Source organism: Streptomyces sp. NBC_00273 (assembly GCF_036178145.1).
Classification (GTDB): Bacteria; Actinomycetota; Actinomycetes; order Streptomycetales; family Streptomycetaceae; genus Streptomyces.
The window spans coordinates 9,540,438-9,564,088 of record NZ_CP108067.1 but is presented as its reverse complement, the minus strand read 5'-3'; the positions used below and the strand labels follow the sequence as shown (position 1 = coordinate 9,564,088).

The 23,651-nt window shown below is 67.1% G+C and carries 20 protein-coding genes and 9 pseudogenes; 13 read left to right on the top strand and 16 right to left on the bottom strand.

What is annotated here, in order from left to right; all coding sequences use genetic code 11:
• Complete coding sequence (locus tag OG386_RS42995; protein ID WP_328792735.1) at positions 1–339, bottom strand: hypothetical protein; 339 nt, start codon at positions 337–339, stop codon at positions 1–3.
• A 249-nt stretch (positions 340–588) separates the two neighbouring features.
• Between OG386_RS42995 and OG386_RS42990 the strand changes: the two genes are divergently transcribed.
• Positions 589–1,338, top strand: coding sequence for a hypothetical protein (locus tag OG386_RS42990; RefSeq protein WP_328792734.1), 750 nt, complete (start codon positions 589–591; stop codon positions 1,336–1,338).
• Positions 1,339–1,349: 11 nt separating this feature from the next.
• On the opposite strand, the gene OG386_RS42985 is transcribed toward OG386_RS42990, so the two are convergent.
• Together OG386_RS42985 and OG386_RS42980 are read right to left on the bottom strand one after the other, a co-directional pair.
• Positions 1,350–1,610: a hypothetical protein gene (locus tag OG386_RS42985; protein ID WP_328792733.1), complete on the bottom strand. Its 261-nt coding sequence runs from the start codon at positions 1,608–1,610 to the stop codon at positions 1,350–1,352.
• 254 nt (positions 1,611–1,864) lie between these two features.
• The gene (locus tag OG386_RS42980; protein ID WP_328792732.1) at positions 1,865–2,704 is read right to left on the bottom strand and encodes an IS5 family transposase; all 840 of its coding nucleotides are present in this window, start codon (positions 2,702–2,704) and stop codon (positions 1,865–1,867) included.
• Between the two features lie 337 nt (positions 2,705–3,041).
• On the opposite strand from OG386_RS42980, the gene OG386_RS42975 reads away from it, so the two are divergent.
• On the top strand, positions 3,042–3,788 hold the full coding sequence (locus OG386_RS42975; RefSeq protein WP_328792731.1) for a DUF4241 domain-containing protein: 747 nt from the start codon (positions 3,042–3,044) through the stop codon (positions 3,786–3,788).
• A gap of 47 nt (positions 3,789–3,835) precedes the next feature.
• On the opposite strand, the pseudogene OG386_RS42970 reads toward OG386_RS42975, so the two are convergent.
• A pseudogene (locus OG386_RS42970) lies at positions 3,836–4,276 on the bottom strand (transposase); the annotation flags it as partial.
• Positions 4,277–4,642: 366 nt separating this feature from the next.
• Between OG386_RS42970 and OG386_RS42965 the strand changes: the two are divergent.
• Both OG386_RS42965 and OG386_RS42960 read left to right on the top strand, forming a co-directional pair.
• A pseudogene (locus OG386_RS42965) lies at positions 4,643–4,906 on the top strand (IS110 family transposase); the annotation flags it as partial.
• Positions 4,907–5,178: 272 nt separating this feature from the next.
• Complete coding sequence (locus OG386_RS42960; protein WP_328792730.1) at positions 5,179–5,331, top strand: hypothetical protein; 153 nt, start codon at positions 5,179–5,181, stop codon at positions 5,329–5,331.
• Positions 5,332–5,401: 70 nt separating this feature from the next.
• Here the strand turns inward: OG386_RS42960 and OG386_RS42955 are convergent, their stop codons facing one another.
• A complete protein-coding gene (locus tag OG386_RS42955) occupies positions 5,402–5,698 on the bottom strand; it encodes a hypothetical protein (protein WP_328792729.1) in 297 nt (98 codons plus the stop codon).
• A 457-nt stretch (positions 5,699–6,155) separates the two neighbouring features.
• On the opposite strand from OG386_RS42955, the gene OG386_RS42950 reads away from it, so the two are divergent.
• On the top strand, positions 6,156–6,920 hold the full coding sequence (locus tag OG386_RS42950; RefSeq protein WP_328792728.1) for a hypothetical protein: 765 nt from the start codon (positions 6,156–6,158) through the stop codon (positions 6,918–6,920).
• Here OG386_RS42950 and OG386_RS42945 read toward each other — a convergent pair.
• A pseudogene (locus OG386_RS42945) lies at positions 6,881–7,228 on the bottom strand (transposase); the annotation flags it as partial. The gene OG386_RS42950 and the pseudogene OG386_RS42945 overlap by 40 nt on opposite strands.
• 216 nt (positions 7,229–7,444) lie before the next feature.
• Between OG386_RS42945 and OG386_RS42940 the strand changes: the two are divergent.
• The 3 genes and pseudogenes from OG386_RS42940 (at position 7,445) to OG386_RS42930 (ending at position 10,505) form a co-directional block, all read left to right on the top strand.
• Complete coding sequence (locus OG386_RS42940; RefSeq protein WP_328792727.1) at positions 7,445–8,305, top strand: hypothetical protein; 861 nt, start codon at positions 7,445–7,447, stop codon at positions 8,303–8,305.
• A 431-nt stretch (positions 8,306–8,736) separates the two neighbouring features.
• Positions 8,737–9,944, top strand: a pseudogene (locus OG386_RS42935) (IS110 family transposase).
• A 78-nt stretch (positions 9,945–10,022) separates the two neighbouring features.
• Complete coding sequence (locus OG386_RS42930) at positions 10,023–10,505, top strand: DUF5959 family protein (protein ID WP_328792726.1); 483 nt, start codon at positions 10,023–10,025, stop codon at positions 10,503–10,505.
• Positions 10,506–10,882: 377 nt separating this feature from the next.
• On the opposite strand, the gene OG386_RS42925 is transcribed toward OG386_RS42930, so the two are convergent.
• The gene (locus OG386_RS42925; protein ID WP_328792725.1) at positions 10,883–12,862 is read right to left on the bottom strand and encodes a galactose oxidase early set domain-containing protein; all 1,980 of its coding nucleotides are present in this window, start codon (positions 12,860–12,862) and stop codon (positions 10,883–10,885) included.
• A 335-nt stretch (positions 12,863–13,197) separates the two neighbouring features.
• On the opposite strand from OG386_RS42925, the gene OG386_RS42920 reads away from it, so the two are divergent.
• Together OG386_RS42920 and OG386_RS42915 are read left to right on the top strand one after the other, a co-directional pair.
• A complete protein-coding gene (locus tag OG386_RS42920; protein ID WP_328792724.1) occupies positions 13,198–15,459 on the top strand; it encodes a Dyp-type peroxidase in 2,262 nt (753 codons plus the stop codon).
• Between the two features lie 296 nt (positions 15,460–15,755).
• Positions 15,756–15,944, top strand: a pseudogene (locus tag OG386_RS42915) (UDP-N-acetylglucosamine--N-acetylmuramyl-(pentapeptide) pyrophosphoryl-undecaprenol N-acetylglucosamine transferase); the annotation flags it as partial.
• 192 nt (positions 15,945–16,136) lie between these two features.
• On the opposite strand, the gene OG386_RS42910 reads toward OG386_RS42915, so the two are convergent.
• Positions 16,137–16,868, bottom strand: coding sequence for a DUF4232 domain-containing protein (locus tag OG386_RS42910; protein WP_328792723.1), 732 nt, complete (start codon positions 16,866–16,868; stop codon positions 16,137–16,139).
• 278 nt (positions 16,869–17,146) lie between these two features.
• Between OG386_RS42910 and OG386_RS42905 the strand changes: the two are divergent.
• Positions 17,147–17,982, top strand: a pseudogene (locus tag OG386_RS42905) (IS5 family transposase).
• A gap of 69 nt (positions 17,983–18,051) precedes the next feature.
• Here OG386_RS42905 and OG386_RS42900 read toward each other — a convergent pair.
• From OG386_RS42900 to OG386_RS42890, 3 genes are all read right to left on the bottom strand, one after another.
• Complete coding sequence (locus OG386_RS42900; protein WP_328792722.1) at positions 18,052–18,402, bottom strand: ASCH domain-containing protein; 351 nt, start codon at positions 18,400–18,402, stop codon at positions 18,052–18,054.
• Positions 18,399–18,620, bottom strand: a complete 222-nt coding sequence (locus OG386_RS42895) for a hypothetical protein (protein ID WP_328792721.1) — start codon at positions 18,618–18,620, stop codon at positions 18,399–18,401. The genes OG386_RS42900 and OG386_RS42895 overlap by 4 nt, the downstream gene beginning before the upstream one ends.
• Before the next feature lie 210 nt (positions 18,621–18,830).
• Positions 18,831–19,058, bottom strand: coding sequence for a hypothetical protein (locus OG386_RS42890; protein WP_443053279.1), 228 nt, complete (start codon positions 19,056–19,058; stop codon positions 18,831–18,833).
• Between the two features lie 182 nt (positions 19,059–19,240).
• Here OG386_RS42890 and OG386_RS42885 point away from each other — a divergent pair, with 182 nt between their 5' ends.
• Positions 19,241–20,293, top strand: a complete 1,053-nt coding sequence (locus OG386_RS42885) for a ferritin-like domain-containing protein (protein WP_328792720.1) — start codon at positions 19,241–19,243, stop codon at positions 20,291–20,293.
• A gap of 220 nt (positions 20,294–20,513) precedes the next feature.
• Here the strand turns inward: OG386_RS42885 and OG386_RS42880 are convergent.
• From OG386_RS42880 to OG386_RS42870, 4 genes and pseudogenes are all read right to left on the bottom strand, one after another.
• A protein-coding gene (locus OG386_RS42880; protein WP_405785725.1) for an IS5 family transposase occupies positions 20,514–21,331 on the bottom strand; the annotation gives its coding sequence in 2 pieces (ribosomal slippage) (positions 20,514–20,999 and positions 21,002–21,331; 816 coding nt in all).
• 122 nt (positions 21,332–21,453) lie between these two features.
• A pseudogene (locus OG386_RS42875) lies at positions 21,454–21,783 on the bottom strand (transposase family protein); the annotation flags it as partial.
• 16 nt (positions 21,784–21,799) lie between these two features.
• A pseudogene (locus OG386_RS47080) lies at positions 21,800–22,151 on the bottom strand (recombinase family protein); the annotation flags it as partial.
• Positions 22,152–22,545: 394 nt separating this feature from the next.
• On the bottom strand, positions 22,546–22,707 hold the full coding sequence (locus OG386_RS42870; RefSeq protein ID WP_328792719.1) for a hypothetical protein: 162 nt from the start codon (positions 22,705–22,707) through the stop codon (positions 22,546–22,548).
• 198 nt (positions 22,708–22,905) lie between these two features.
• On the opposite strand from OG386_RS42870, the pseudogene OG386_RS42865 reads away from it, so the two are divergent.
• Positions 22,906–23,219 (top strand): annotated as a pseudogene (locus tag OG386_RS42865) (DUF4158 domain-containing protein); the annotation flags it as partial.
• 97 nt (positions 23,220–23,316) lie between these two features.
• On the opposite strand, the gene OG386_RS42860 reads toward OG386_RS42865, so the two are convergent.
• Complete coding sequence (locus tag OG386_RS42860) at positions 23,317–23,541, bottom strand: hypothetical protein (RefSeq protein WP_328793591.1); 225 nt, start codon at positions 23,539–23,541, stop codon at positions 23,317–23,319.
• Between the last annotated feature and the right edge of the window lie 110 nt (positions 23,542–23,651).

Below are 23,651 nucleotides of genomic sequence, written 5' to 3'. Positions count from 1 at the left end.
CTAAAGGCCGGGCTCGCTCAAGGTGGTCGGCTGCCAGCGCGGAGCCTCGTCGTCCGGCATGTCCGGACTCGCGAAATGGAAGGGAACCGAAAGGTGGGCGGCCAGACCGCTACCAGCCCTTTCAGTGGCAATCCCCGCCGGATGACGTGTGCTGCCGTCCTCGTCCTCGCCTAGGTACCGCTTGGCCGTGCTCGCGTAGATGGTGGCCAGCACATGCTCTTCCGCGGGTTCGGCGGTGACGGCCAGCAGTCTCAAGAACCAGTCGTGGACGGTGTCGCCGTCCCAGATCGCCTCGATCGCCACGATGCGGCCAGCGGCGCCGCCAGCACGGTAGGCCAAGGACTCCAGGTCTAGCGGACTGTGCGGGGCACGGGCGATCCTGTCGCGGTAGTGGGCGTAGCCCCACGCAGCCCTCACCGCAGGGGCCCCGCGCGTCACTGTACGTCCAGGACGGCGTTCACCACAGCACGAAGATCCAGAGAATCCCCAGAGCCGCCACGCACCACGCCGCCGACCACTGACTCTCTCGTATCGCCCGACACCAGGGCGCAGTCTTTGATGCTGGAAGCGTCTGCTTTGATCAGCCCTATGACGGAATGGTCTCAGCTCACCCATGCCTACGGCACCGCCGAAGACGTGCCCGGCCTCCTCAAGGCAGCCGGGCCCGACCCGGAGGGTCCCGCGTGGAACGAGCTCTGGTCCCGCCTGTGCCACCAAGGAACGGTCTACCCCGCGAGCTACGCCGCCCTGCCCGCGCTCGCCGAGAAGGCGCGCCAGTTGACGGCTACAGACCGAACCATGCCCTTGCTCTTGGCCGCTTCCATCGTCGCCAGCACCGACCGGCCCCACGGGACGCCTGATCCAAAAGATGCCTACGCTGCCGAGATCGCTGAGCTGATCGAGCTGGTGGAGCGGGCACTGCGCCATCCGTCGCTGACCGGCAGTCCAGATCGCTATGTGGAACTGCTGGAAGCCCAGCTGGCCTTCGAGGGAGTCGAGGTGTGGGGGGAGGAACTGCACGGTCTCAGCGGTGAGGAGTTCGAGGTTCCATGCCCTATGTGTGAGGCCGAGAACTTCGTGGTGTTCGGCGAATACGGCCACTTTTCAACGACCGACGGCTTCTACATGAACGAGACCGCTGGGCACCGTGGGGAGTTGCAGCCCGCAGACCCCTCCCTCTTGGAAGGGCTAGCCAAGCGGCTCCACGCGCGTGCTCTCGCCGATGGTCAGCACGAAGTCGCGAACAAGCTGACCTACGTCTTCGGCAGTGCGTACTGCGCGGAGTGCGACGCCCTCTTCCGCGTCGATCACGCCATCGTGGCCCGCTGGAGCAGTTGACCTATGGCGCGCTACTGACGAAACCCTGCGCCGAACTGACATCTACTCTGCGCCCGACAGGTCTCGTTCAAGACCTGCGCCTGCCAGTAGGGCCGGCGCTGGAAGAGGCGGGGAAGCTGCGGACCGGTGACGCGCTCGTGGTGGTCGTAGCGGGAGACCAGCGGGATCTTGCGGTCGTTCGCGTCACCTAGGCGCTTGACGATGGTGGCCAGGACGCTAGCCGGCTCGGGGCTGACGGGCAGGAGACGTTCCTCGTGGCTCTTGGACGGCACGATCTGGAGCGGAGGATCTCGCCGGTGTCGGGGAGCTTGTAGGAGACCAGGACAAGATGGGTCAGCTCGGTCATCCTCCGCGCGGACGCCCGTGTGTCGGAGGGCGATCAGCCTGTGGGCCGGCGAGTACAACGGCTCCTGGCACAGCGCCCACAAGATCGCCGGGGTCGCGGCCAAGGAAGCACCCGCCGCCGCGTACTTCAGAGGGCGTTTCATCCCGTTGTTTCATCCCGGATTGCCGGGTTGAGGGCGTTTCATGCGCCGCGCCAGCTGGGGGTAGATTCGGAGGTGAGTCTGCGGGTCATGAGGTTGATCATTGCGAGGTGGATCATGGCTTCGGAGCGGTGTGGATGGGCTTCGTAGTCGCGGGCCAGGCGGCGGTGGTTCATGAGCCAGCCGAGGGTTCTCTCGACGGTCCACCTTCGCGGCAGGACTGAAAATCCCCTGGTGGTGGGGTCGCGGCGGACGATGTGCATGTCGATGCCGAGGGTGGCGGCGTGCTCGACGAGGTGTTGGCGGTAGCCTCCGTCGACCCAGGTCTTGCGGACGGTGGGATGGTCGGCGGCGACCCGTTCGATGAGAGTCTGGCCGGCGATCGAGTCCTGCACACTCGCAGCGGTGACCAGGACTTGGAGGAGGAGCCCGACGGTGTCGATGACGATGCTCCGCTTCCTCCCGACGATCTTCTTGCCGGCGTCGATGCCCTGCTCACAGGCCGGCACGTTGGTGGAGGTCTTGATGCTCTGCGAGTCGATGACACACGCCGTCGGCTCCTCCTCCCGGCCCTCCCGTCTGCGGACTTGGCGTCGCAGGAGCGTGTTGAGCTGGTCGAAGACGCCCTCCTCCTGCCAGCGCGCGAAGTAGGCGTAGACCGTGTTCCAGTGCGGGTAGTCGTGCGGCAGGTACCGCCATGGAATGCCCGTCCGGTTCACGTAGAGCACCGCGTCAAGCAAACTGCGCAAGTCGTGGTCGGGTGGCCGGCCGATGTCCAGGCCGCGGCCACGGCGCTCGGACCGCCACGCGGTCAGAACCGGCTCGACAAGCTCCCACCGGGCATCGGACAGATCGCTCGGGTATCGGCGGCGTTCAGACATGATTCTGGGCTACCCAGCCGGCCCGGGCGTGCGGACCGGCGCCCGAAGCACACGGCGTGAAACCCGGCGCCTTGGGATGAAACAGGAGAAGGCAGAGCAAGACGCCCGCCTGACGGCCACTCCCACATCATGAACCACACCAACCCCAGCAGTCCCAACCGACCGCAAGCCCATACTGGCTCAAACAGCCTCAATAAAGCGCTAAACACCCTCTCAGAAGGTGTTTTCGATCCCCGAATTGCGGCCCTGCTGGAGCTGGCGGGCCCTGATCGTCGCATCAAGCTAGGGAAGCCGGGCCGCACACGTGAGTGTCAGCAGTGCTGCATACCCTTCGGCTATGGATGGCACAACAGACGCTCGGCTGGTGGCAGGACCTCAGGAGAGCTGGTATTTGCATGCGGTGTTCAAGGAAGGGACGCGGCTGGGAACGCTGCCCCGTGATCCGCTGACGTTCGTCGAAGTCGCTGAGGTAGTGGAGGTGACGACGGTCCGTGTTCCAAGCGGTCGTCTCATCGTCGATTCGCCGTGGCCGGAAGACACTGATCCGGACTTCAAGACGCGTGCAGGCCGGGAACTGGCCGAGCGGCTTCCGCCCGGTGTCTATCGGCTGGAGGCGGCATGGACGACGGGGCCGTACGAGTTCATGGGTGAGGACTTCGACGGCCGGGAAGTCGCAGCGGTCCGACTCTGTGTTTCGCCGGAGCAGGTGGTCAGCTGGGAGATGGCTCTCAGCGTGAGTGACGACATCGAGCAGATACGGCCAGGAGACAGGATCGGGTTCAACTCCGAGACGAATATGGGGTGCTTCGCCGATGCCACCGCGTGGTCGACGCTGACTGAGACGTTCTGCAAGTTTTGGAGGGATTCTTCGGCGGGCCGAAGCGCGCCCCGCGAAACGGAAAGCCTTCTCGGTGGATGGTTCGAGCGGACCAGCGACGAGTCTCACCGAGCTGATCTTGTGACATTCTGCGCCGAGTCTTCTGCCGTCGTTTGGCTCGGCCGGACGCAGTCGCGAGAAATCGCCGCTGTTGTCGTTGCCGACGGCCTTCACCCCCATGCGGTTTCTTTCTCCTCGGCACTCTGAGGAGGTGTTGCCCGGCATGGCTGGTTGGGCTGTCAGCTCGCGAGGTGGGGTTTCTTGTCCCAGCGATCTGCCCTGGGCTTGCCGCCGTGGGTGATACGCCTGGTCATGAGGGTGATGAGTGACCAGTTCAGGTGTGCTTCGCTGTGCAGGGGCAGGCGTTCGTAGTCTCGCGCGTTGCGGCGGGCGTTCATGATCCAGCCGATGGTCCGCTCAACGCGCCAGCGCCGGGGAAGGACGACGAACCCCTTGGCTCCCTTGGGCCGGGAGACGGATCGCAGGGTGATGTTGAGGAAGTCCCGGGCCCAGTCGACGAGCTGGCCGGCGTAGGCGGAGTCCGCCCAGACCTGGGTGATCTGCGGCTGGGTGAGGCGAAGGCGCCAGAGGAGTTCGCGGGCCGCGTCGCTGTCGGTCATGGCGGCCGGGGTCACCATGATCATGACGGGCGTTCCTTTGGTGTCGACCACGATATGTCTCTTGCGGCCGTTGATCTAATGGGCGAGAGCTGAGCTCGTAGAAACATCTCCTCGATGCCGATCGCCGGCGTCAGCACGACGTCCTCCGTTGATCCGGGCCGTGAGCCCTTAAAGAAGACTGACGTGTGCTGACGCTCGCCGTTGGCATCGAGAGCGACCACTTGGTCACCGATGATGATCGTGGTCCAAGCCCCCTGCGGGGACTACCTCTTACGTGCTCGGGAGCTTCCAGCTCCGATCAAGACCGTGGGCCCCGCAGGTCGCTGGGGTCATGAACGGCTAGTCGGATGTCGGGCCACCGAGCCCTTCCATTAGAGAGACGCATGCCCTGCACGGCTGTGACCAGCCACAACACAGATTCGATGAGAAAGCGTGAGGCGAGTGAGAGCGTTCTGCGGCATCGACTGGGCCAGCGACCACCACGACATAGCCGTCGTCGACGAAACCGGGTCGCTGCTGGCTCGCGCTCGCATCGATGACTCCGCAGAAGGGCTCGACCAGCTGCTTCAGATGCTCGCCGAGCACGGCGATAGTCCGCAGGATTCCATCCCGGTGGCCATTGAGACCTCCCGCGGTCTTCTGGTCGCCTGCCTTCGGGCAACGGGCCGCCCCGTCTACGCCATCAACCCGTGGGTATGCCGCCGACCCTCTCGTACGCGCTGCCAAGGAGAGCCAGCAGTCGCCGGCAGGGTCGACAGCCAGGGCATAGGGCACCGAGCTCGTGATGCGACTCGCCCCGGGGACGCCTTCGAAAAGGCATGACCTGCCCGAACAGCGACCCTGGGCCGCGATGGCCTACTTTATCGCGCTGACGACCTGGTCCTGCCACATCTGCGGCATCGACCCCGAGTGCGACTCCGCGGCGTCAAGACCACACGCACCCCGAACCACCAAGCGCGTCACCGCCGTTCCGTCTCGTGGAGATCGACGGCGAGCTGTTCGGCACGGCGAAGTCCATGACGGACGTGATCCTGCTCGCCGCGGCTGCCGGCATCACGATCCACGACCTGGACGACCCGGACGCGGTCCGCTGGGTGGGCGGCGGGAAGTTCACCTGGAAGCTGCACTAGGACAGGGCTGCGCGCACCCACCCCCCGTGGACGGGTGCGCGCAAGACGTCCTGGGCCGGCCGTCGTCCCGTCAGACCACGTTGAGCCAGAGTTCGTAGCGCTCTCCCGACTCGACCGAGCGGCAGTCCCACTCGGTGACCCGGGCGTCGTTCTCCCAGGCGGTCTGGCCGGCCCAGTTGCAGGAGTCGTAGCTGGGATAGCGCTTGTGGGTGGGGCGCCACCTGGGGAGCGTGGACGTGACGTCGGAGACGGACTCGGTGGCCGAGGGGGCCGCAGGCTGCGGCGCGGCAGCCGCGGTGGTGACGGTGCCGCCTGCGAGCAGGGCGGCACCCAGTAACGTGCCGATGACCCGGGTACGTGTACGCATGGCTTCTCCTGTAGGTGGTGGGTGTGCAGGGCGGCGGCGGTGGAGCCATGGGCGGCTGCCGTGCCGCCGCCGCTGTCTTCCTCACAGATGCTGCGGGCTGCCCTGCTCGCCCCTCCAGTCGTTTCGGCCAGGGCCGAATCGTTACGCCGGCCAGTACAGCTGTGGCTGCGGGACCGGAAATCCCCGCTTCCACGTGTCACCCGCACGACGGAAACATCGCGGGCCGCACCGCCTGACCGTCGCAGCCGGCTTCGCGACCGCCGCCGCCCTGGCCGCGCACAGCGTAGAAGGCAACCCGATCGCGATGATCTACCCGCTACCCCGCGGGTCAGCTATCACGCTCAGGAGCTTCCCAACAGGAGCTTCCCAATGGAGAAGTCAAGCCGCAAAACCCGTGCTGATGGCCGGTAGCCTGACTGCCTGACAGCCACACCTTCCCTTGGAAAAGAAGTTCAGGATGCACATCCTGGAAGATCCATCCGAGCTCTCGGCGCGCGCACAAGACCTCCTGCGTCGCTCAGCCCGGCGTGAGTGCCCCTCTCGGTTCGGGCTGCCGATAGAGCTATGGCAAGTGCGTGACCGCTCGGGGAAACTCGTCCCCGCTCCCATGGATCTCATCATCCGATGCGAGGGATTCGAGCAGAAGTTCGGAGGCCTGCGCTACGAGGTACGCCGTAGCTGGGTTGTGAACGGGGATCGGTACGAGACCGCCCGCGGGTGGGAGTACGACCACCTCGGTCTGCAGACGGCAGCATGGCAGGACCTGGGAAGAGGGGGCTCGTACTTCGAATGGACCGGCGAGCGTGTGTCAAAGCCGTGCCGGGACTTGATCCACACCAACGGCAGTGTGGGCACCGACATCGACGGTGGCAGTCCCTACCTCCCTATCGCCCCGTCGCTCCCGCATCTGATCGAATCGCATGCCCTCACCGACACCGTCGCGACGTGGAAGCCATGGCCCATGGACAGCCTTGCCACCTCGGCCATCGAACTCCTCGACGGCCTGGTGGAGGTGCCTGAAGCCTCATGGAGTTCCTCGCGGTGGCGGCTGTCGGACACCGTTGCCGTCATGGACTACGACAGCTGGGACCACAAGGATCCGCGCCGCCGGACGCTCGTCTGGTCTCGCGAGCAAGCCGGACACCGCCAAGTACAGGCAGTCCTTGACGGACGGCACCAAGATCAGAGCGGCGCCGTGATCCCCGGTGGAACGACTTCGTAGAGGCGCCGGTCCCGTATCAGGGCCCACATGACGTTCGCTCGGCGACGGGCGAGAGCGATCACAGCCTGGGTATGGCGTTTCCCCTCGACGCGCTTGCGGTCGTAGAAGGTCCGGGAATTGGGGGCGTAGCGGACGCTGGTCAGGGCGGACATGTAGAAGACGCGCTGGAGGCCGCGGTGGTAGGGGCGGGGGCGGTGGAGGTTGCCGATCTCCTTGCCTGAGTCATGCGGCGCTGGTGCGAGCCCGGCAAAAGCGGCAAGTCGGTCCGGAGTTGCGAAGAAGGTGAGGTCGCTGCCGACGCCGGCGAGTTCGCACACGCCGTACGCCGTCAACGCGCAGGAGATCGTCGAGTCCCCGCCACGGCCTTGAGCACCGTGCCAGACGTGAACTACGCGTGGGTGTGATCCCTGGACCACGCCCTCGTCGAGGGGTGGTCGGCAGTGGCAGGCCCGCCCCGCTGACCGGCGATGATTGATGGATGCGGGCTGGGCAGTGGCGTCCGGCGGGTTCTCGGGGGTGGGGCAATGATCGAGGTCGGGCAGCAGGGCGCGTTCAGCGTGAACAGTGTCGGCATTGAGCGCCAGCCGTTCCCATTGAGCTTCAGCGTCCGCGAGGCCGAGGGGCTGTGGCGGGTCAGCGCCGGTGCGGCCCAGGCGGGCGAGCTGGTCGACCTGTTCGTGGCCGTGGCGAACGACGCGGTCGCAGTGGTGTCGCTGGAGACCAACTCCTATCTTGATGAGGACTGGCATCCGCTGCAGCCCGCGCTGATCGCGGCCGAGCTCGGCGTGCCGTGCACGGTCCACCCCCTCGGATCCTGGGCGTCCGGCACAAACGGACTCCCGGAGGAGCTCCTGGTGATGGACCGCGACCTCCTGCCCCGTCTCCTCGACGGCACCTGGTCGCCGTACGAGCTGAGTCTGATCGACGTGCCCGCCGACGTGACCCCGGAGCAGCTCGACGAGCTCGCCCTCGTGCTCGGCACGACCGGCGTCGACGAGCCGCTCCTGAGCCGCCTGGGAGACTCCCGGGTCTGGTTCTCGGGCCACGACGACTGCTACGTGTTGTTGGAGACCCGAGACCCCGCCCTTCCGGCCGCGGTCCTGGCGCGACTGCTGAGCCTGCTGGCCGGCTCCGCCCTCGCCGAACTCACCGAGGAGCCTTTCTCCCGCGTTCCCGAGCCCGGGCCCTGGATACCCGAGCAGCTGATCGCCGCCGCACCCCACTGGATCGGAGCCCTGGGCACCGTCACCGAGGATCTGGTCACCATCGGGCTGGCCGCCCTGCCAGACCCGTGGCGGCTGGGCATCTCGTTCCCGCAACAGGCCGACCTCACCGCGACGCTCGACGTACGCCACGGCACCTGGCGGATCACGCCCGCGGAGTAACACGAGGAGCCACCCCCGGCGAGGTACCGGACGTCTGCGGTGGCAGGTCACGCAGCCTACGTAGCGGCACCGGGATGTTGGTCCAGTCCTTGCCTTCCTGACCGGACACGGCGTGCCACCGGACTTGTCTCACTTCTCTGAGGGCCACCCAAATCGCTCAGGCGGGCCAACTAGAACGCTCAGGGGCCAACTACAGCGCTCCTTACCGTGTTGGCGGGGTGATTCCGGTCCTTCGTACGATCGGGGACCCGGTGGCCTGTGTGTAGCTTTGCAGCACTCATGCCGTGGTTGTGGCTTTGACTGATTGGCCGCCCAGTGCCCCGCGACGACACGGCCACTCATTGGGATGAGCGAACAGAAATCGCTTCGTAAGGACACGTCGGCGTGGTCGTCTGAAGGGACCAGTCAACCGATCGACCAGGGAAGCTCGGGTGCCCGAGCTTTGGGCGGGGACGGATGCTGGCAAGGCCGCGCATCGCTGCACGGCGATCGACACGGAGGGAACGAAGGTGCTCTCGCGCCGGGTTCCCAACAAGGAGCCCGAGCTCCTGGAGCTGATAGGCGATGTCCTCGCCCTGGCCGAGGACAGTCCGGTGACCTGGGCCGTCGACCTGAACGCCGGCGGCGGGGCTCTGCTCATCGCTCTCCTGACCGGCCATGGTCAGCGGCTGCTTTACATTCCAGGCAGGACAGTCCACCACGCGTCCCGTGGCTACCGCGGAGACGGCAAGACTGATGCGAAGGACGCCTACGTCATCGCTGATGAGGCACGGATGCGTCGGGACCCGCAGCCCTTGCAGGAGTGGAACGAGATCGCGGTAGACCTGAAGATCCTCACCGCCCGCCGCTATGACCTCGCAGCCGACCACCCCCGCGCCATCAACCGGATGCGAGACCAGCTCCTGGAGTACTTCCCCGCCCTGGAACGGACCTTCAACTACGCCGCCTCCAAGGCCGCACTCATCCTGCTGACCGGCTACCAGACCGCGGCCGGCCTGCGCCGGGTCGGCACGACCCGACTCGTGGCTTGGATGCAGAACCGCAAAGTCCGTGGCGCCCAAGCCATGGCCGATGCGGCCGTCGCCGCGGCGCAGGCACAGCACACTGCCGTGGCCGGGGAGAGAACTGCCGCTGCCGTGGTCCACGCCCTGGCCAGGGCTGTGCTCGCTCTGGACGAAGAGATCGCTGGCATCGACGCGCAGATCGCGGTCCGTTTCCGAGAGCACCGCCATGCCGAAGTAGTACTCAGCATGCCGGGCATGGGCCCGCTGCTGGGGGGCGGAGTTCATCGCCTGCACCGGCGGTGACATGGACGCTTTCGGCAGCGCGGGCCGCCTTGCTGGTGTCGCCGGACTCGCACCGGTCCCAAGGGACTCCGGTCGCATCAGAGGCAACATGCGCCCGGCCACACCGTTACCACCGCACGCTCCTGCGCGTCCTCTATCTCTCGGCCCAGATCACTGCCCGCTTCTGTCCCACGTGGAAGACCTTCTACGACCGCAAACGAGCCGAGGGCAAGAGCCACAAGCAGGCGATTCGCGCGCTCGCCCGCCGTCGTCTCGACGTTCTGTGGGCCCTCATCCGCGACCAACGCCGATGGACAGCCCAGCCGCCTCAACCGGAACCAGCCGCGGCATGACTATCACGTGTTTGTCAGCGGACGCGGAACGCACACCCGTCGTAGTCGTTGCTGAGCGCCTGCCGTAGGTTCCCGGCCATGGACACGAACACACAGTCCGATGCGATTGAACTGATCCGGCTGGCCGACCCTGGCCAGGGCGTCACCGTTCGTTTGCGTTCAATCGAGCCCACCCTCGAAAGCCTGGGCGTCCGGCACTACGACGCGGAAGCCGTCGTCACAAGCGGCTTCGTGAACGGAACCGTCTATCTCGGGTTCGACTCCGAGGACCTCTCAGATTGGGGCCGGCTTCTGGACGCCATCGAGGAGAACGAGCAGGAGGCCGACCTCGACGAGCCGTTCACGGCGGACTGGCCCCGATCCGGCCGCACGGCCTACCTCCGATTCATTGCCGACGACCCCTACGTGGTCGAAGTCCATGACGGGCCCAGCACCCAGATCGTTGTCTCCGTGCCGCTGGACATGGGCGAAGAGTGGATAGCCGAGTCCAGGGAGCGTCTGGCTGATGCCCGAGCAGCTCTCGGAGCTGGCACAGAGGACCACCACGGCGCACGTCCCTGACCACGAGCTCGCCCTCCCGCACCACACTCCGACTGCTTGACAACGACGATTGGGAATCCTTACCGTCCACGTCGCCGAAGACAACCGACCTGGCACCGCCGCCTCCGCCCCGCCAAGTGCCACTTCATTGCTGCTATCGCCGGGTGACGACGGCTTCTTGTAGGCCCCAACCCCTGCCAGCCTCCCGCACCGCCCCCGCCGCCCCTCCAGCGGCGCCCCACCCCATGCTCAGCCCGCCCGCAGCCGCTCGCTCGGGGCGCGGCCGCCGTCGTCGGCGTCCCGGCGCACGACGTCCACTGTGCGCGGACGATCCGCATTGAGCCCCCAGCCGTGTCCCGTGACCAGGCTGGGGGCTCGCCCCGAAGCGCCGACGGGTGTCAGTCGCCGGGCGTCGTCTTGGTGGCGGTGGCACCCGTTGCGGCGGTCGTCGGGGGCTTGACCTGGATCCAGCCCGCCTTGCTCGGTGCACCTTCCTCGTTGAGGAGGAAGAGCATGTAGTGACCGGGCGGGGCCGCGGCGGCGGTCGGTGGGGCCTGGAGCTCCAGGAAGTTGCCGCTGCGGCTCTTGATACGTAGTTCGAGGTGACGCTGGCTGGTGTTGATCGAGTGGGTGGCGGTGGTCGGGGCCAGCAGGACGGCGCGGGTGACGTCGTTGGGCGTGCTCGTACTGACCGTGATCTTCTCGTTGTAGACGACGCTGGGGTTGAAGATCAGGCCGAGCGAGGGGCGACTGCCCTGGTGGAGGTAGGCGGGCTCGAAGATCTCGATGCTGCCGTTGTTGTTGTCGGTGATGTCGGGGTCGTTGGCGAGCTGCTGGAGCTCGTCGCCCGTGATCATGACTCGGCCGTCCGGGAGGACCACGGCGTTGGAGTGGTAGCCGCGCGGAAGCCGCTGCACGGGGCCGAGCTTCCAGTCGCCGCTCTCGTCGCGCAGTTCGACCTGGCGGTACTTCAGATCGGCGTTGGGGTTGTACGGTCCGTTGCCGTAGTCGCGGATGTCGAAGGCACCGTTGACGGTGAGCAGGTTGCCGTTCGGCAGGAGCAGGGTGTCGTCCTGGGTGCGGCCGAAGGCGCGGGGCTTCTCGGTGTTCCACTTGCCGCCGGCCAGACGGTAGGTGTTCGGGTCGTTGCGGTCGCCGCCGAGGACCAGGACCGAGTCGGGGCCTCTGAAGCCGGCTGGCAGGGGGACGGCGGAGCCGTAGTTGCGCCTCCACTCCCCGCCGTCCGGGCCCGGCTTGCCCTTGTTCATGTCCGGGCGGTCCGGCAGGTCGGTCTTGGTGTCGGCGGCGGTGTCGAAGAGCCACTGCTGGTCCACGGAGCGGCCGAGTCCGTAGATCTTCCCGTCGCGCAGCGAGAACAGCTGCGGATAGTCCCACTTGAAGGGGGCTTCGGTCTTGAGCTGGTCCACTCCCCAGCCGATCGGCTTGACCGACTTCTCGAAGGGCACCTGGTGGGTCGCGGCGGGGAAGCGCTCGACGACGGGGGTGGGGGTGCCCCAGCCGAGCTCCGACTGACCGGACATGATCACCTGGCGCCCGTCGGCGCCGGTGACCACGCTCGGGTACCACCGGCCGACGGACATGTCCTTGTTCAGGTACCACTCCTCCGCCCACGGGTCGAAGACCAGGGACAGTTTGGCGCCGCTGCCTCCGTTGCCGCCAAGGTTGCCGCCGAAGACGCCGAGCATGCCGTTGGGCAGGTAGGAGTGGCCGGCGCAGAAGAACGGGGCCGGGCGGGGTTCGTTCCTGCCGTCGGGCATGTTGATGACCGGCGGCTTCTTCTCGGTGAACGCGCCGGCGCCGGTCCCCTTGGCCGGGTCCCAGATCCAGGCACGGCCGGCGTTCTCCTTGCCGATGGTTTGGGTGGGGGCGGGCTCATTCTGCGGGTTGGTCTCGATCCGCTCGAAGGAGAACAGCAGGACCTTGCCGGTGGGCAGCAGCGCGACGTGGGCCGCGAAGTCCGGGGACTGGAAGTACTCCTGGAACCGGCCGAACTCGGCCGCGTCGAAGGACGCGTTGGCCTTCTCCTGGGAGGCGGTCAGTGCCTTGAGCCGCTCCGTACGGGTGGTCTGCGGGTACTCGCCGACGCCGGCCATGGCCATCCGGGTGCGGGCGTGCTCCGCGGCGTGTTCCTTGCCGAGCGTCGCAGCCTCCTCCGGGTCGACGGTGACCGGTGCGCTCGCCGCCCGGGAGGCGGGGCCGTACGGGACGGCATCGCCCTCGTCTCCGTGACCGGTGTGGGCGAGTACGGGGCCTGCCGACGCCAGGGCCATGGACACGGCCATCGCGGTGGCGGCGCAGACTGAGATCGCCGTGGCGAGCCTCCGGCGGGCGGATAGGCGCGGATTGCTGCGGGACATGGGACTCCTTGCTGGCGAGAGGAAGGCGCAGCGGCCCCGGCTGGGGGACACATCGGCTGACACGGGCTGCACCAGGACTGCCACATGTTCACGCACAGTGACGATCTTCAATGTTGAGGCGCGCCGGTCGACTGTCACCCGAGACGCGCAGGCGGGTGACTCCGACCAAACCAAAGGTTTCTTCACGCCTCTTACCAGCGCATTCGAGGCGTAAATGAGTGGCGGTCGGCGCAATCGGCCAGTCGGTCGGTGGGAGGACGCGGGAGTGCCGCATACGTTGTTGATTACTCTGCGCAGCATCGGCGCGGAGGTGTCGATCTTCTAGGGAGAGCATCGTGGACGATCTCAAGCTGCGTGAGAGCGACGACATCCAGGGCGATGTGATCGCCGGCTTCAAGAAGGACCAGATGACCCTGCTGTTCCTCAAGTTCGAGGATGCAGCGCGGGCGCGCACCTGGGTCAAGGCGCTGGAACCGCAGATTTCCACGACGAGGCAGGTGGCGACCTTCAATGCCGCCTTCAGCAAGGCCAGGAAGGCCTCGGCCGGCGACGACCCGAAGGCGCTGAAGGCCACCTGGATCAACGTCAGTTTCACCTGCGCGGGCCTGCATGAGCTGACCGGAAAGGACCCGCTGCCCTCCGTCAAGCCCGGCAGCGGTCTGGAGGCCTTCAAGCAGGGCTCGGACAAGCGGGCACTCGGAGACACCGGCGACAGCTCGCCGGAGATGTGGCTCTTCGGCAACGGCAAGGGCCAGGTCGTCCACGCCGTGCTCACCGTCGCCTCGGACACCGTCCAGGACCTCCAGGCGACGGTCAGACAGCAGCGCGAGGCGTGCGCCGCGGCCAAGATCGTGATCGTGTTCCAGCAGGACGCCGCCACCCTGTCCGGCAGCCGGAGGGGGAAGGAGCACTTCGGCTTCAAGGACGGCGTCAGCGAGCCCGGTGTCATCGGCTTCGACGAGCCGGACCCCGTCAAGCCCGAGTACGTCAAGGGCCATCACGGCACTCGGCTGATCCCGCCCGGCGAGTTCGTCGTCGGGCACGACCGGGTCGGCGGCGTGCCGCACGAGACGCCCGACTGGGCTGACAACGGCAGCTTCCAGGTGGTGCGCCGGCTCGGCCAGGACGTCCCCGGCTTCTGGTTCCAGGTCGCCGGGCAGCTGAAGGCGCTCAAGCAGGCCAAGGTGGTGCCGCCCGAGGCCACCACGGAGTGGCTGGCCGCCCGCCTCGTCGGCCGGTGGCGGTCCGGCACCCCCGTCGCCACGTGCCCGAATGCCGACCGGCCCTCCAGCGCGCTGGCCGGGGAGGACAACGACTTCGGCTACCGCAACGACCCCGAGGGCTTCATCACCCCGCTCTTCTCGCACCTGCGCAAGACCAACCCCCGGGACGGCCTGCAGGAGAAGCCCGGTGATCCGCCGTTCGACGAGAATCCGGTGATGGACCGCCGCCGGATCATCCGACGCGGCGCCCCGTACGGCGCGCCCTTCGACCCCGCCTCGGAGGGCCCCGGAGGGCCCGACGAGAAGCGCGGCCTGCTCTTCGTCTGCTACCAGTCGGACCTTGTGCAGCAGTTCGAGTTCATCCAGAAGGCATGGATCGACAGCCCGGACTTCCCACCCAACCGGACCAACAAGCCCGGCCCCGACGGAATGGTCGGCGCCGCCGGCAAGCTCAGTTACGAGACCCCCGGCAAGACCACGCAGCTGAGCCTGAGCCAGTTCGTCTTCACCGAGGGGTCCGTCTACGCCTTCGCTCCCTCGCTGACCCTGCTACGGCTGCTCGGTGACGGTCGGCTCACCGACAAGCCGCCCACCGTAGTCCGGCCGACCGACGCCTTCCTGCCCATCCCCGACATGCAACGGGACAAGGGCAAGAGCTGGTACTGGGCGTATGGGGCGGGCAGCGACGGCGCCGTCTGCCGAACCGTCTCTATCGCCGACGGGGACGAGCACACGGACGTCATCGAGCGCCCCGACCGGCCGCTGACCATGTGGCCGTGCTACCTCGGAGTGACGAAGGTCGACGCGGTCCTGCCCGTCCCGGACGAACAGCGGATCAATGGCCGCAGCCGGTTCTGGCTGTTCCACACCGTCGAGGGCCGGCAGGTCTACCGGCGGATCTGGATCGCCGACGGCGCCGAGTCCGGGCTCCCTCCCGAGCAGGGGGCCGGGACCGACCTGCCGGACCGTTCCCTCTCCGCTTGGGCCTCGTTCAGCGGCATCGAAAGGGTGGACGCCTTCCTGCCGGTGCCCGACATGCAGCGGGTGAACGGCAAGAGCCACTACTGGGTCTTCCACACCATCATGGGTCGTCAGGTCTACCGGCTCATCTCGATCGCCGACGGCAGGTTGCACCAGGACGCCCTCGAGCGCGGCGACCGAGGGCTCGACCTATGGCGATCACTGACCGGGATCACAAGGGTCGACGAATTCCTCGCGGTCCCGGACATGCAGCGGATCAACGGCATGAGTCTGTTCTGGGTGTTCCACCAGGACCAGTACCGGATCATCGTGATCCGCGACGGCCACGGCCACGAGGACCAGATCACGGTCGAGGACCGACCCCTGACCATGTGGACGTCCCTGACGGGCTGATGGGTGCCCTGCCCTTGCCCCCTCGGGAGCGACGGCTGCACCATGGCCGCACCCCGCCACGGCCGCCACCGCGGGCGGCCAGAAGCGGGTGCGGTCGCGGGGTGTTCTGGCCAGGTAGTCGCGCCGTTAAGTCGACCAGTTCCTCCCCGCGACCACATGGCGGTCGCGCCGAACCGCCGCACCGGCCGCTGATGGCGAACGGTATCGCCCGCCGGGACGTTGGGCATCGTGAGAATCAAGGGGAGGGTGACCAAGGCACGAACATGACGATCGGCGCCTCGGCTTCGGGCCGGGCGCGTGCCGATGCAGGGGCGGCACCGGCCCTGCTCGGTGAGGTCACCGGCCCGGCTCTGCAGAGTGCGGTGGGCCCGCTCCTGACCGACCCCGCCCGGCGGACGGCGATGGCGGAGCGGGCCCGGACGTACGGGCGGCCGGATGCGGCGGACAGGCTCGTGGACGTGGTGCTGTCCGCTGCATCCGGCTGATCAGCCGGATTGCGGGCGGCGTCGTCCAATGTGCATGGATGTGCCCACCTCGATCACACGGCGCAGTCGTTGAACGCGTTCTCGTCCTCAGCAGGGGTGGCCGCACTCTCAAATGGGGCGGCGGCTGCTGCTTCTGTGCCGGGCTGGGCAGGCCATCGCCCACCAACTGCGGGGCAGCCGCGCCGCGCCCGGTCAGAGGGTGTCGAACGAGTCGCGCGCGGTGAAGTGGTAGAGCCCGACCCTCGGCTTGGCGACGGTACCCGTGGTGGCGAGCGGCAGGCTGACGCCGTCGGCGTTCGGCATGTGGCTCGGGTCGGCCAGGATGTTGATCTCGTCGGCCACGGGACCGCCGCCGCCCGAGGGGTTGAGGTCCACCGCCGCGTACGTGGTCGCCCCGGGCCGCACCGGGTGCGCCGGCGCGCCGCCCAGACCCTCGGGCGGCGTGGCCTGGATGCCGAGGGCGGATCCTTTGGCACTGAAGCCGACGGCGGGGTGGAAGTCGAGTCCGCACGTGGTGGAACCGTTGTTGGTCACCGTGACGACCCGGACGGTCGCCGGGAAGCCCTGCGCCGAGGTGACCTTGACGGTGAGGTTCCTGGCGGAACACGGGTGGGTGTAGGCGTAGGCATCCTCGGTGGTCGCGTCGGCGCCGTACGTCGCCTTCCCCTTGCCGTCGGGGCCCGTCGGCGTCGGGCCGGCGGCGCCCGCCGGATCGCCGGTGCCGCTCGGACCGGCCGCCGTCGGAGTCGCCGACGCCGACGCCGTACCGGAAGCGGCCGGGGTGCCGGAAGCCGCCGACGTGCCCGTGCCGGCCGCTGGCGCCTTGAGCGCCCCGTCCGTGCCGCCGCCCCCGCAGCCGGTCAGTGCAAGGACGAACCCGACGGCGGTGGTAAGGGCCGCAGCACGGCTCCGGTGGATGCGCATGGTAGAACTCCCCGTCTCGTACGTTCGAGCGGAAGCCGCCCGAACAGCAAACAATATGATCTACGTGGTCCGATAAGCGGGGAGCGACACCGTACGCCCGGCGCCCCCAGGCGACCAACGGCCCACCGAACCGACCGCAGGACCAACTCCCGGACCGACCGTCGGACCAATCACCGTGCCGACCACCGCACCACCCACCGGGCAAAGCGATTTCGGGAGACCCAAGGCACACTAAGAGGCCCTAACAGAAGTTGTTGATCATGTGACTTTCGGTTCGGGTGGTCGTTGGTCTGGTCGTGGGGAAACGCCAGTCACGGCCGTGGATCGTGTCGGATGAATTGTGGTCGCTCGTCGAGCCGTTGCTTCCGGATCCGGCGCCGAAGCGGGTGGAGGGCCGTCCGCGGGTGCCGGACCGGCAGGTACTCTGCGGGATCCTGTTCGTGCTGCATACCGGGATCCAGTGGGAGTACCTGCCGCAGGAGCTAGGGTTCGGTTCCGGGATGACCTGCTGGCGGCGTCTGGCCGCGTGGAACGAGGCAGGTGTGTGGGACCAACTGCACCTGGTGCTGTTGAAGAAGCTGCGGGTCGCAAGGAAGCTGGACTGGTCGCGGGCGGTGATCGACTCCTCCCATGTCAGGGCCGCTCGGCGGGGCCCAAAAGCGGTCCCAGCCCGGTCGACCGCGCTCGGCCGGGTAGCAAGCACCACCTGATCGTTGACGGGCAGGGCATCCCGCTGGCTGTCTCGCTGACGGGCGGGAACCGCAACGACGTCACTCAGCTGATGCCGCTGCTGAACAAGATCCCGTCGGTCGCCGGCCTCGTCGGCCGGCCTCGCAGACGCCCGGACAGTGTTCTGGCCGACCGTGGCTACGACCACGACAAGTACCGCCGCCTGGTCTGGGCGCTCGGCGTCAAACCCGTGATTGCCCGCCGCGGAGTCCCACACGGCTCCGGCCTCGGCGTCTACCGGTGGGTCGTGGAACGGACCATCGCCTGGCTTCACGGCTTCCGCCGGCTACGGATCCGATGGGAACGACGCGACGACATCCACGAGGCCTTCCTCGGCCTCGCCACCTGCCTCATCACCCACCGCCACGTCCAACGCCTTTGTTAGGACCTCTAAGGGCCGGGGTCAGCCCCCACCTGCCCCAGTGAATCTAGGCGTGCCATCGGGGTGTCGCCCTCAGGCGGTCAGTTTGATCTCGATCGCGAGAGCCCCGAGAGCCTCTTTCTCCAGCCCGTAGATGCCCCGGATGTTGGCGAGCTGCTGTTCCCGGTTTGCTGTTGGGTTGACGTTCGCGGCACCCTCGCCATCGAGGAGGGCCTCGAACGAGGTGTATTCAGTGACGCGCACGACATCGACGGTGCACCGGACTTCGGACTCCTTGACAGCGAACACGATCCGGTCGCCGGCCGAGATGTTCTCCAGGTGCGGATACTTCACTCGGACTTCGATGTTCTTGGTCCCTGCGGTAACCAGTTCGAAGTACTTGCGGTACAGGTTCAGCTGGTGCGTTGTAGCGGTTGGGCTCATCCGGCTTTCAGGCTCCGTGTCGTCATCATGCGGGAGATCTCCGGAGCCGAGTACGAGCGGAAGAAGTGGCGTGGGTCCGAGGAGAGCACGTCGGCCAGCGCCAGCAGGCTCTCCGCGTGATCGCCCGGCGTTCCCTCCCATTGGCGGGTGTCGAGGACCCAGGGTGCCGCACCCGCGGGCAGCTCCGCACGGCCTTCGCGGATCAGGGGCTTGGACACCTTCGTCCCCGTGTCGGTAACGATCTGCGGGCAGAAGAGCCGCATAGGCATCCGGGGTGGTCGGCCGACTGCATCGAGCGCCCCGTCGACCAGGTGCGACCCGAATACCCCGTGTGGCCTGTCGCCAGCCGCACCGCAGGAAAAGCACTAGCTCCGGCACACGCCCGATCGAGGGTTCTCCCGGACGCCTGACGAGCTGGGGAGCCGTGTTCACGGGCTGGCCCAGCGGCCGCCTGAAGGAAGTGCATGCAGGAGTTCCCACAGGGGGGGGCGGGACCCGCTGGCCCATTCGGCGAGGACGTGGCGGTCGACGAGGTGGAGCCGCTGGGACTTCGCGAAGTCGGCGGCGTTTGCGGTGATGCGGCCGTTGGCGAGCATGACCAGGACGTCGCCGCCGCCGTGGACCTGGCGGCCGGTGCCGTGAGCCGGCAGCCCCATTGCGGAGGCAGCGAAGACGGTAACGGGGGGCGAGCAAGGTGGGCTCGTGGTCGCGGGCGTCGAGGGGGCCTGCCCTGCCCCGATGGGGTGAACCGTCCCGGGGCTCGCCCGCACCTCGCTCGCCCGGCCTGCCAGACGGATAGCGTTTCATCCTGTCTGCACACAAATGAGGCAGGTGTGGCATGACCCAGGTCCTTGAGTATGAGAGCAACGCCATCGTCGAGCTGCTGGGTGTTCTCCCGGCGGACCGCGATGCGGAGTGGCTGAAGAACTCCCTTCAGCAGGCGATCATGGTGGAGATCGCGACCATCGGTCCGTACGCGAGCGCCCTGTGGTCGATCAAGGAAACGAATGCGGCGGTCGCCAAGAACATCCGGGAGATCATCTTCGATGAGATGACCCATATGGGACTGGTGTGCAACATGCTCACCACCATCGGAGGGACGCCGGTCCTCGCCGATCCCAAGGTGGTGCCGAAGTACGAGCGCGCGCTGCCGGGGGGCGTGCGGCCTGAACTCATCGTCTTCCTGGAGGGACTGACCAAGGACTCGGTCGAGATGTTCTCCGAGATCGAGCGCCCGGATCGCCCGGTCGCCCAGTTCGGGACCTTCGCCACGATTGGGGCCTTCTATACCGCGATCGAAGAAGCGTTCGAGGCACACCAGCACTTGATCAACGGCGACCGGCAGATCGACTTCTCCCTTGAGAGCCACGGCCAGGGCAACAAGATCGTTCCGCTCGACAGCATCGAGAAGGTGCGAACCGCGATCGAGATCATCAAGGAGCAGGGCGAGGGCACCTCCGCCTCACCCGAGAACCCCTTCCCCGGCAAGCCCGGCGAGCTGGCGCACTTCTACGTGTTCCGGGAGATGTTCCGCGGCAAGAAGCTGATCAAGATGTCGGAGAATCCGGCCGTCTGGGACTTCAAGGGCGACGATGTCCCGCTGCCTCCGGCCTTCCCCATGGGGCGGGTGCCCGAGGGCGGTTGGGTCAACGGCGGGCTGAACGCGCCGACGCCCGAGGTTCAGCAGGTGCTCGCAGCGTTCAACACACATTTCAGCGAAATGCTGCGGGCGCTGCAGGCAGCCTGGCTGACGGGTGACTCGGACATGCTGTTCCCGGCGATCGGCCACATGGGCGGGATGCGCACCGAGGCGCGGAAGCTCGTTCAACTGGAACTGCCCGACGGCAGCGGGAAGACCTACGGGCCGGAGTTCCTGTACGTCGAGGAGTGAGAGCCTGTTGCCTGCTGGCAGCGACCGGGCCCTCTCCGACAGCCCGATCTGGGCCAGTTCGGCCTTGCGGACCTCTCACCTCTCCATGGTCCAGCGGTACCGCAGCCTCACCAGATAGCCCAGTGCCAGGGGCACCGCCGTGACGACAACAGCAGGATCCATCCGCGTGCTCCTTCACGATGGCGGTGCTGTGCGCTCCGCGTCTTGCCCCTTAGAGGTCCTAACAAAGGCGTTGGACGTGGCGGTGGGTGATGAGGCAGGTGGCGAGGCCGAGGAAGGCCTCGTGGATGTCGTCGCGTCGTTCCCATCGGATCCGTAGCCGGCGGAAGCCGTGAAGCCAGGCGATGGTCCGTTCCACGACCCACCGGTAGACGCCGAGGCCGGAGCCGTGTGGGACTCCGCGGCGGGCAATCACGGGTTTGACGCCGAGCGCCCAGACCAGGCGGCGGTACTTGTCGTGGTCGTAGCCGCGGTCGGCCAGAACACTGTCCGGGCGTCTGCGAGGCCGGCCGACGAGGCCGGCGACCGACGGGATCTTGTTCAGCAGCGGCATCAGCTGAGTGACGTCGTTGCGGTTCCCGCCCGTCAGCGAGACAGCCAGCGGGATGCCCTGCCCGTCAACGATCAGGTGGTGCTTGCTACCCGGCCGAGCGCGGTCGACCGGGCTGGGACCGCTTTTGGGCCCCGCCGAGCGGCCCTGACATGGGAGGAGTCGATCACCGCCCGCGACCAGTCCAGCTTCCTTGCGACCCGCAGCTTCTTCAACAGCACCAGGTGCAGTTGGTCCCACACACCTGCCTCGTTCCACGCGGCCAGACGCCGCCAGCAGGTCATCCCGGAACCGAACCCCAGCTCCTGCGGCAGGTACTCCCACTGGATCCCGGTATGCAGCACGAACAGGATCCCGCAGAGTGCCTGCCGGTCCGGCACCCGCGGACGGCCCTCCACCCGCTTCGGCGCCGGATCCGGAAGCAACGGCTCGACGAGCGACCACAATTCATCCGACACGATCCACGGCCGTGACTGGCGTTTCCCCACGACCAGACCAACGACCACCCGAACCGAAAGTCACATGATCAACAACTTCTGTTAGGGCCTCTTAAAGGGGTGTTACCGAAGGGTGGGTACGGGAAGGTCGGTGTGTCGTCCGGCCTGCTGTTTCACCGCGTCATGGCGAGGTTGTACATGGTGGCGACGACGTGGTGAAGGCCGTCTCCTTCCTGGCGCCAGTCGCGGAGGACCTTGCCAGTTCTTCATGCGGGCGAGGTGTGCTCGACGCGGGCCCGCACCCGCCGGTATTCGGCGTTGTTCTCTTCCTGGCCGCGCAGGAGGGGGCGTCCGGCCCTTCTGCAGTACGGGACGATCAGCCCGGTTCCCAGGTAGGCGCCGTCCGCGACGACCGTCGTCCCGGCCCCAGCCGCCGGCAGGTCCGACTCCCGCCAGACGCGGGCATCGGCCTTGTTCCCAGGCGCCGGACGGGCTCCTTCGACTCGACGACGTGGCCGCTATGAGTTCGCGGATGAACTCCGCGAGGGCCTCGAAGACGTGGAAGACCAGGCGTCCGCCGGGTGTGGTCGTGTCGAGCGTCTCGTGCAGCGAGGTGAAGTCGACACCGCGCTCCCGTAGGCCGGACACGATGGCGATGAGGTCCTGAAGAGAGCGGCCGAGCCGGTCCAGCGACGGGACGACGAGGGTGTCGGCTTCGCGAAAGGAAGTCGAGGGCCTTGCACAGCTCCTCGCGCTCGATGTTCTTGCCTGACGTCTTGTCGGCGAAGATCCGGATGCACCCTGCTTCGGTGAGCGCATGGACCTGCCGGTCGAGCAACTGCCCCTTCGTCGACACGCGTGCGTATCTCACGAGGCCACCGGTCCGTACGGCCGGAACGGGGGCGAGGAGATCGGCGGTGTCGTCGTCATGGGATGGCTGCACCCACCAGATCGTGCAGAAAGGGTGCCCCTCAAGTTCTTGAGCGCGTCGACTTTCTGACACTGTTCTATGGGCATAGTCCGGTGCCGATCCGGCCGCGCATCACGGCTTATTGATTTCTTCCGCGAACGTTGATCTGCGGCAACGCGGCCACTCCGAGGCCTGTCGCAGAACTCTTACAGATGAACATCCATGAGGATAAGGGTGTGTGACGCACGGTCGGCGGCGGAGAGGTCCTCCATCATTGCTCCGCGGTGGTGAGGGTCTGCCCGCGATGGCGGCCGTGAAAATCGCTGTACGATTACCGGAACGCAGTGATAGAGATTCAGGGTGTCAATGACACTCGAGGGGTGAGCTGCTGCCCCTGACCGCACGGCTCGCCGAACTCGATGACGAGTACGCCTTCCTCGGATACGGCGGCGACAAAGCAGTAGCTGAGATCGATGCCGAGGTCACGACCGAAGCCCGCCGCCTCGCCGCAGTCCACCCCCGCGTTCCCGCTGAACAGGCTTTAGTTTCTCTGAACCCACGGGGCTCTCCGATCTCGGGGACCTACAAAACAGCTCGTATCGATGAGATTGACCACGGATGCGCCGCCGTGATCCGCTAGCACGGCGACACCCACCAGACGGTTCTTTCGGTGAAAGATCCACGGTCTTTCGCTACGGGTGGTTACATCGGGTACATGCCCGTGGAGTTCTTGACTGATGAACAGTCTGCGGCGTACGGGAAGTTCGCCGCAGAGCCGACGCGGCCCGAGCTGAAGCGGTTCTTCTTCCTGGACGACGTGGACCGGGATCTGATCGCGCTGCGGCGTACTCAGCATCACCAGCTCGGGTTCGAGCTTCAGACGTGCACGGTGCCGTACGTGGGCCTGTTCCAGGGCGAGGACCCGCTGGATGTGCTGTGGCCGGTGGTGGAGCACCTAGCCGGGCAGCTGGGCATCGAGGACGTCTCGTGTGCAAGCGATACACGGACGGACGGCAGACGGTGTACGACACGACCCGGATGCCGTCGACCCGACGATGACGACGGAAGGAATGAACCGGGCACCGGGCGGGGCTCTACTGTCCCCGCCCGTGCTGGTCTCCAGGCTTCAGCCTCGGGGCTTCTTCCTCGGCTCACATCGCCACTTGCGGTGTGCCGCCAGCAGGCTCTCGCGCTGGCCAGGCTTGGCGTCTCGCAAGACCATGCGCAGGGTGATCAGGTCGCGGACGTCGCGAGCCAGTCCCACCGGCTTCGACTGAGCCTTGCGCCGCCGCAGTAGAAGCACCGCCACGAGCAGAACGGGGCCGCTGGCCACCACCAGTTCGAAGGTCATCCGGTACTCCTCCATAACGATCATGCCGATTCAGACGGGACCGGCCGGCCGGTCGAGTAAAGAATCGGCGCGGGAGGCGTTCACCGGGTTCACATGAACAAGGATGAACA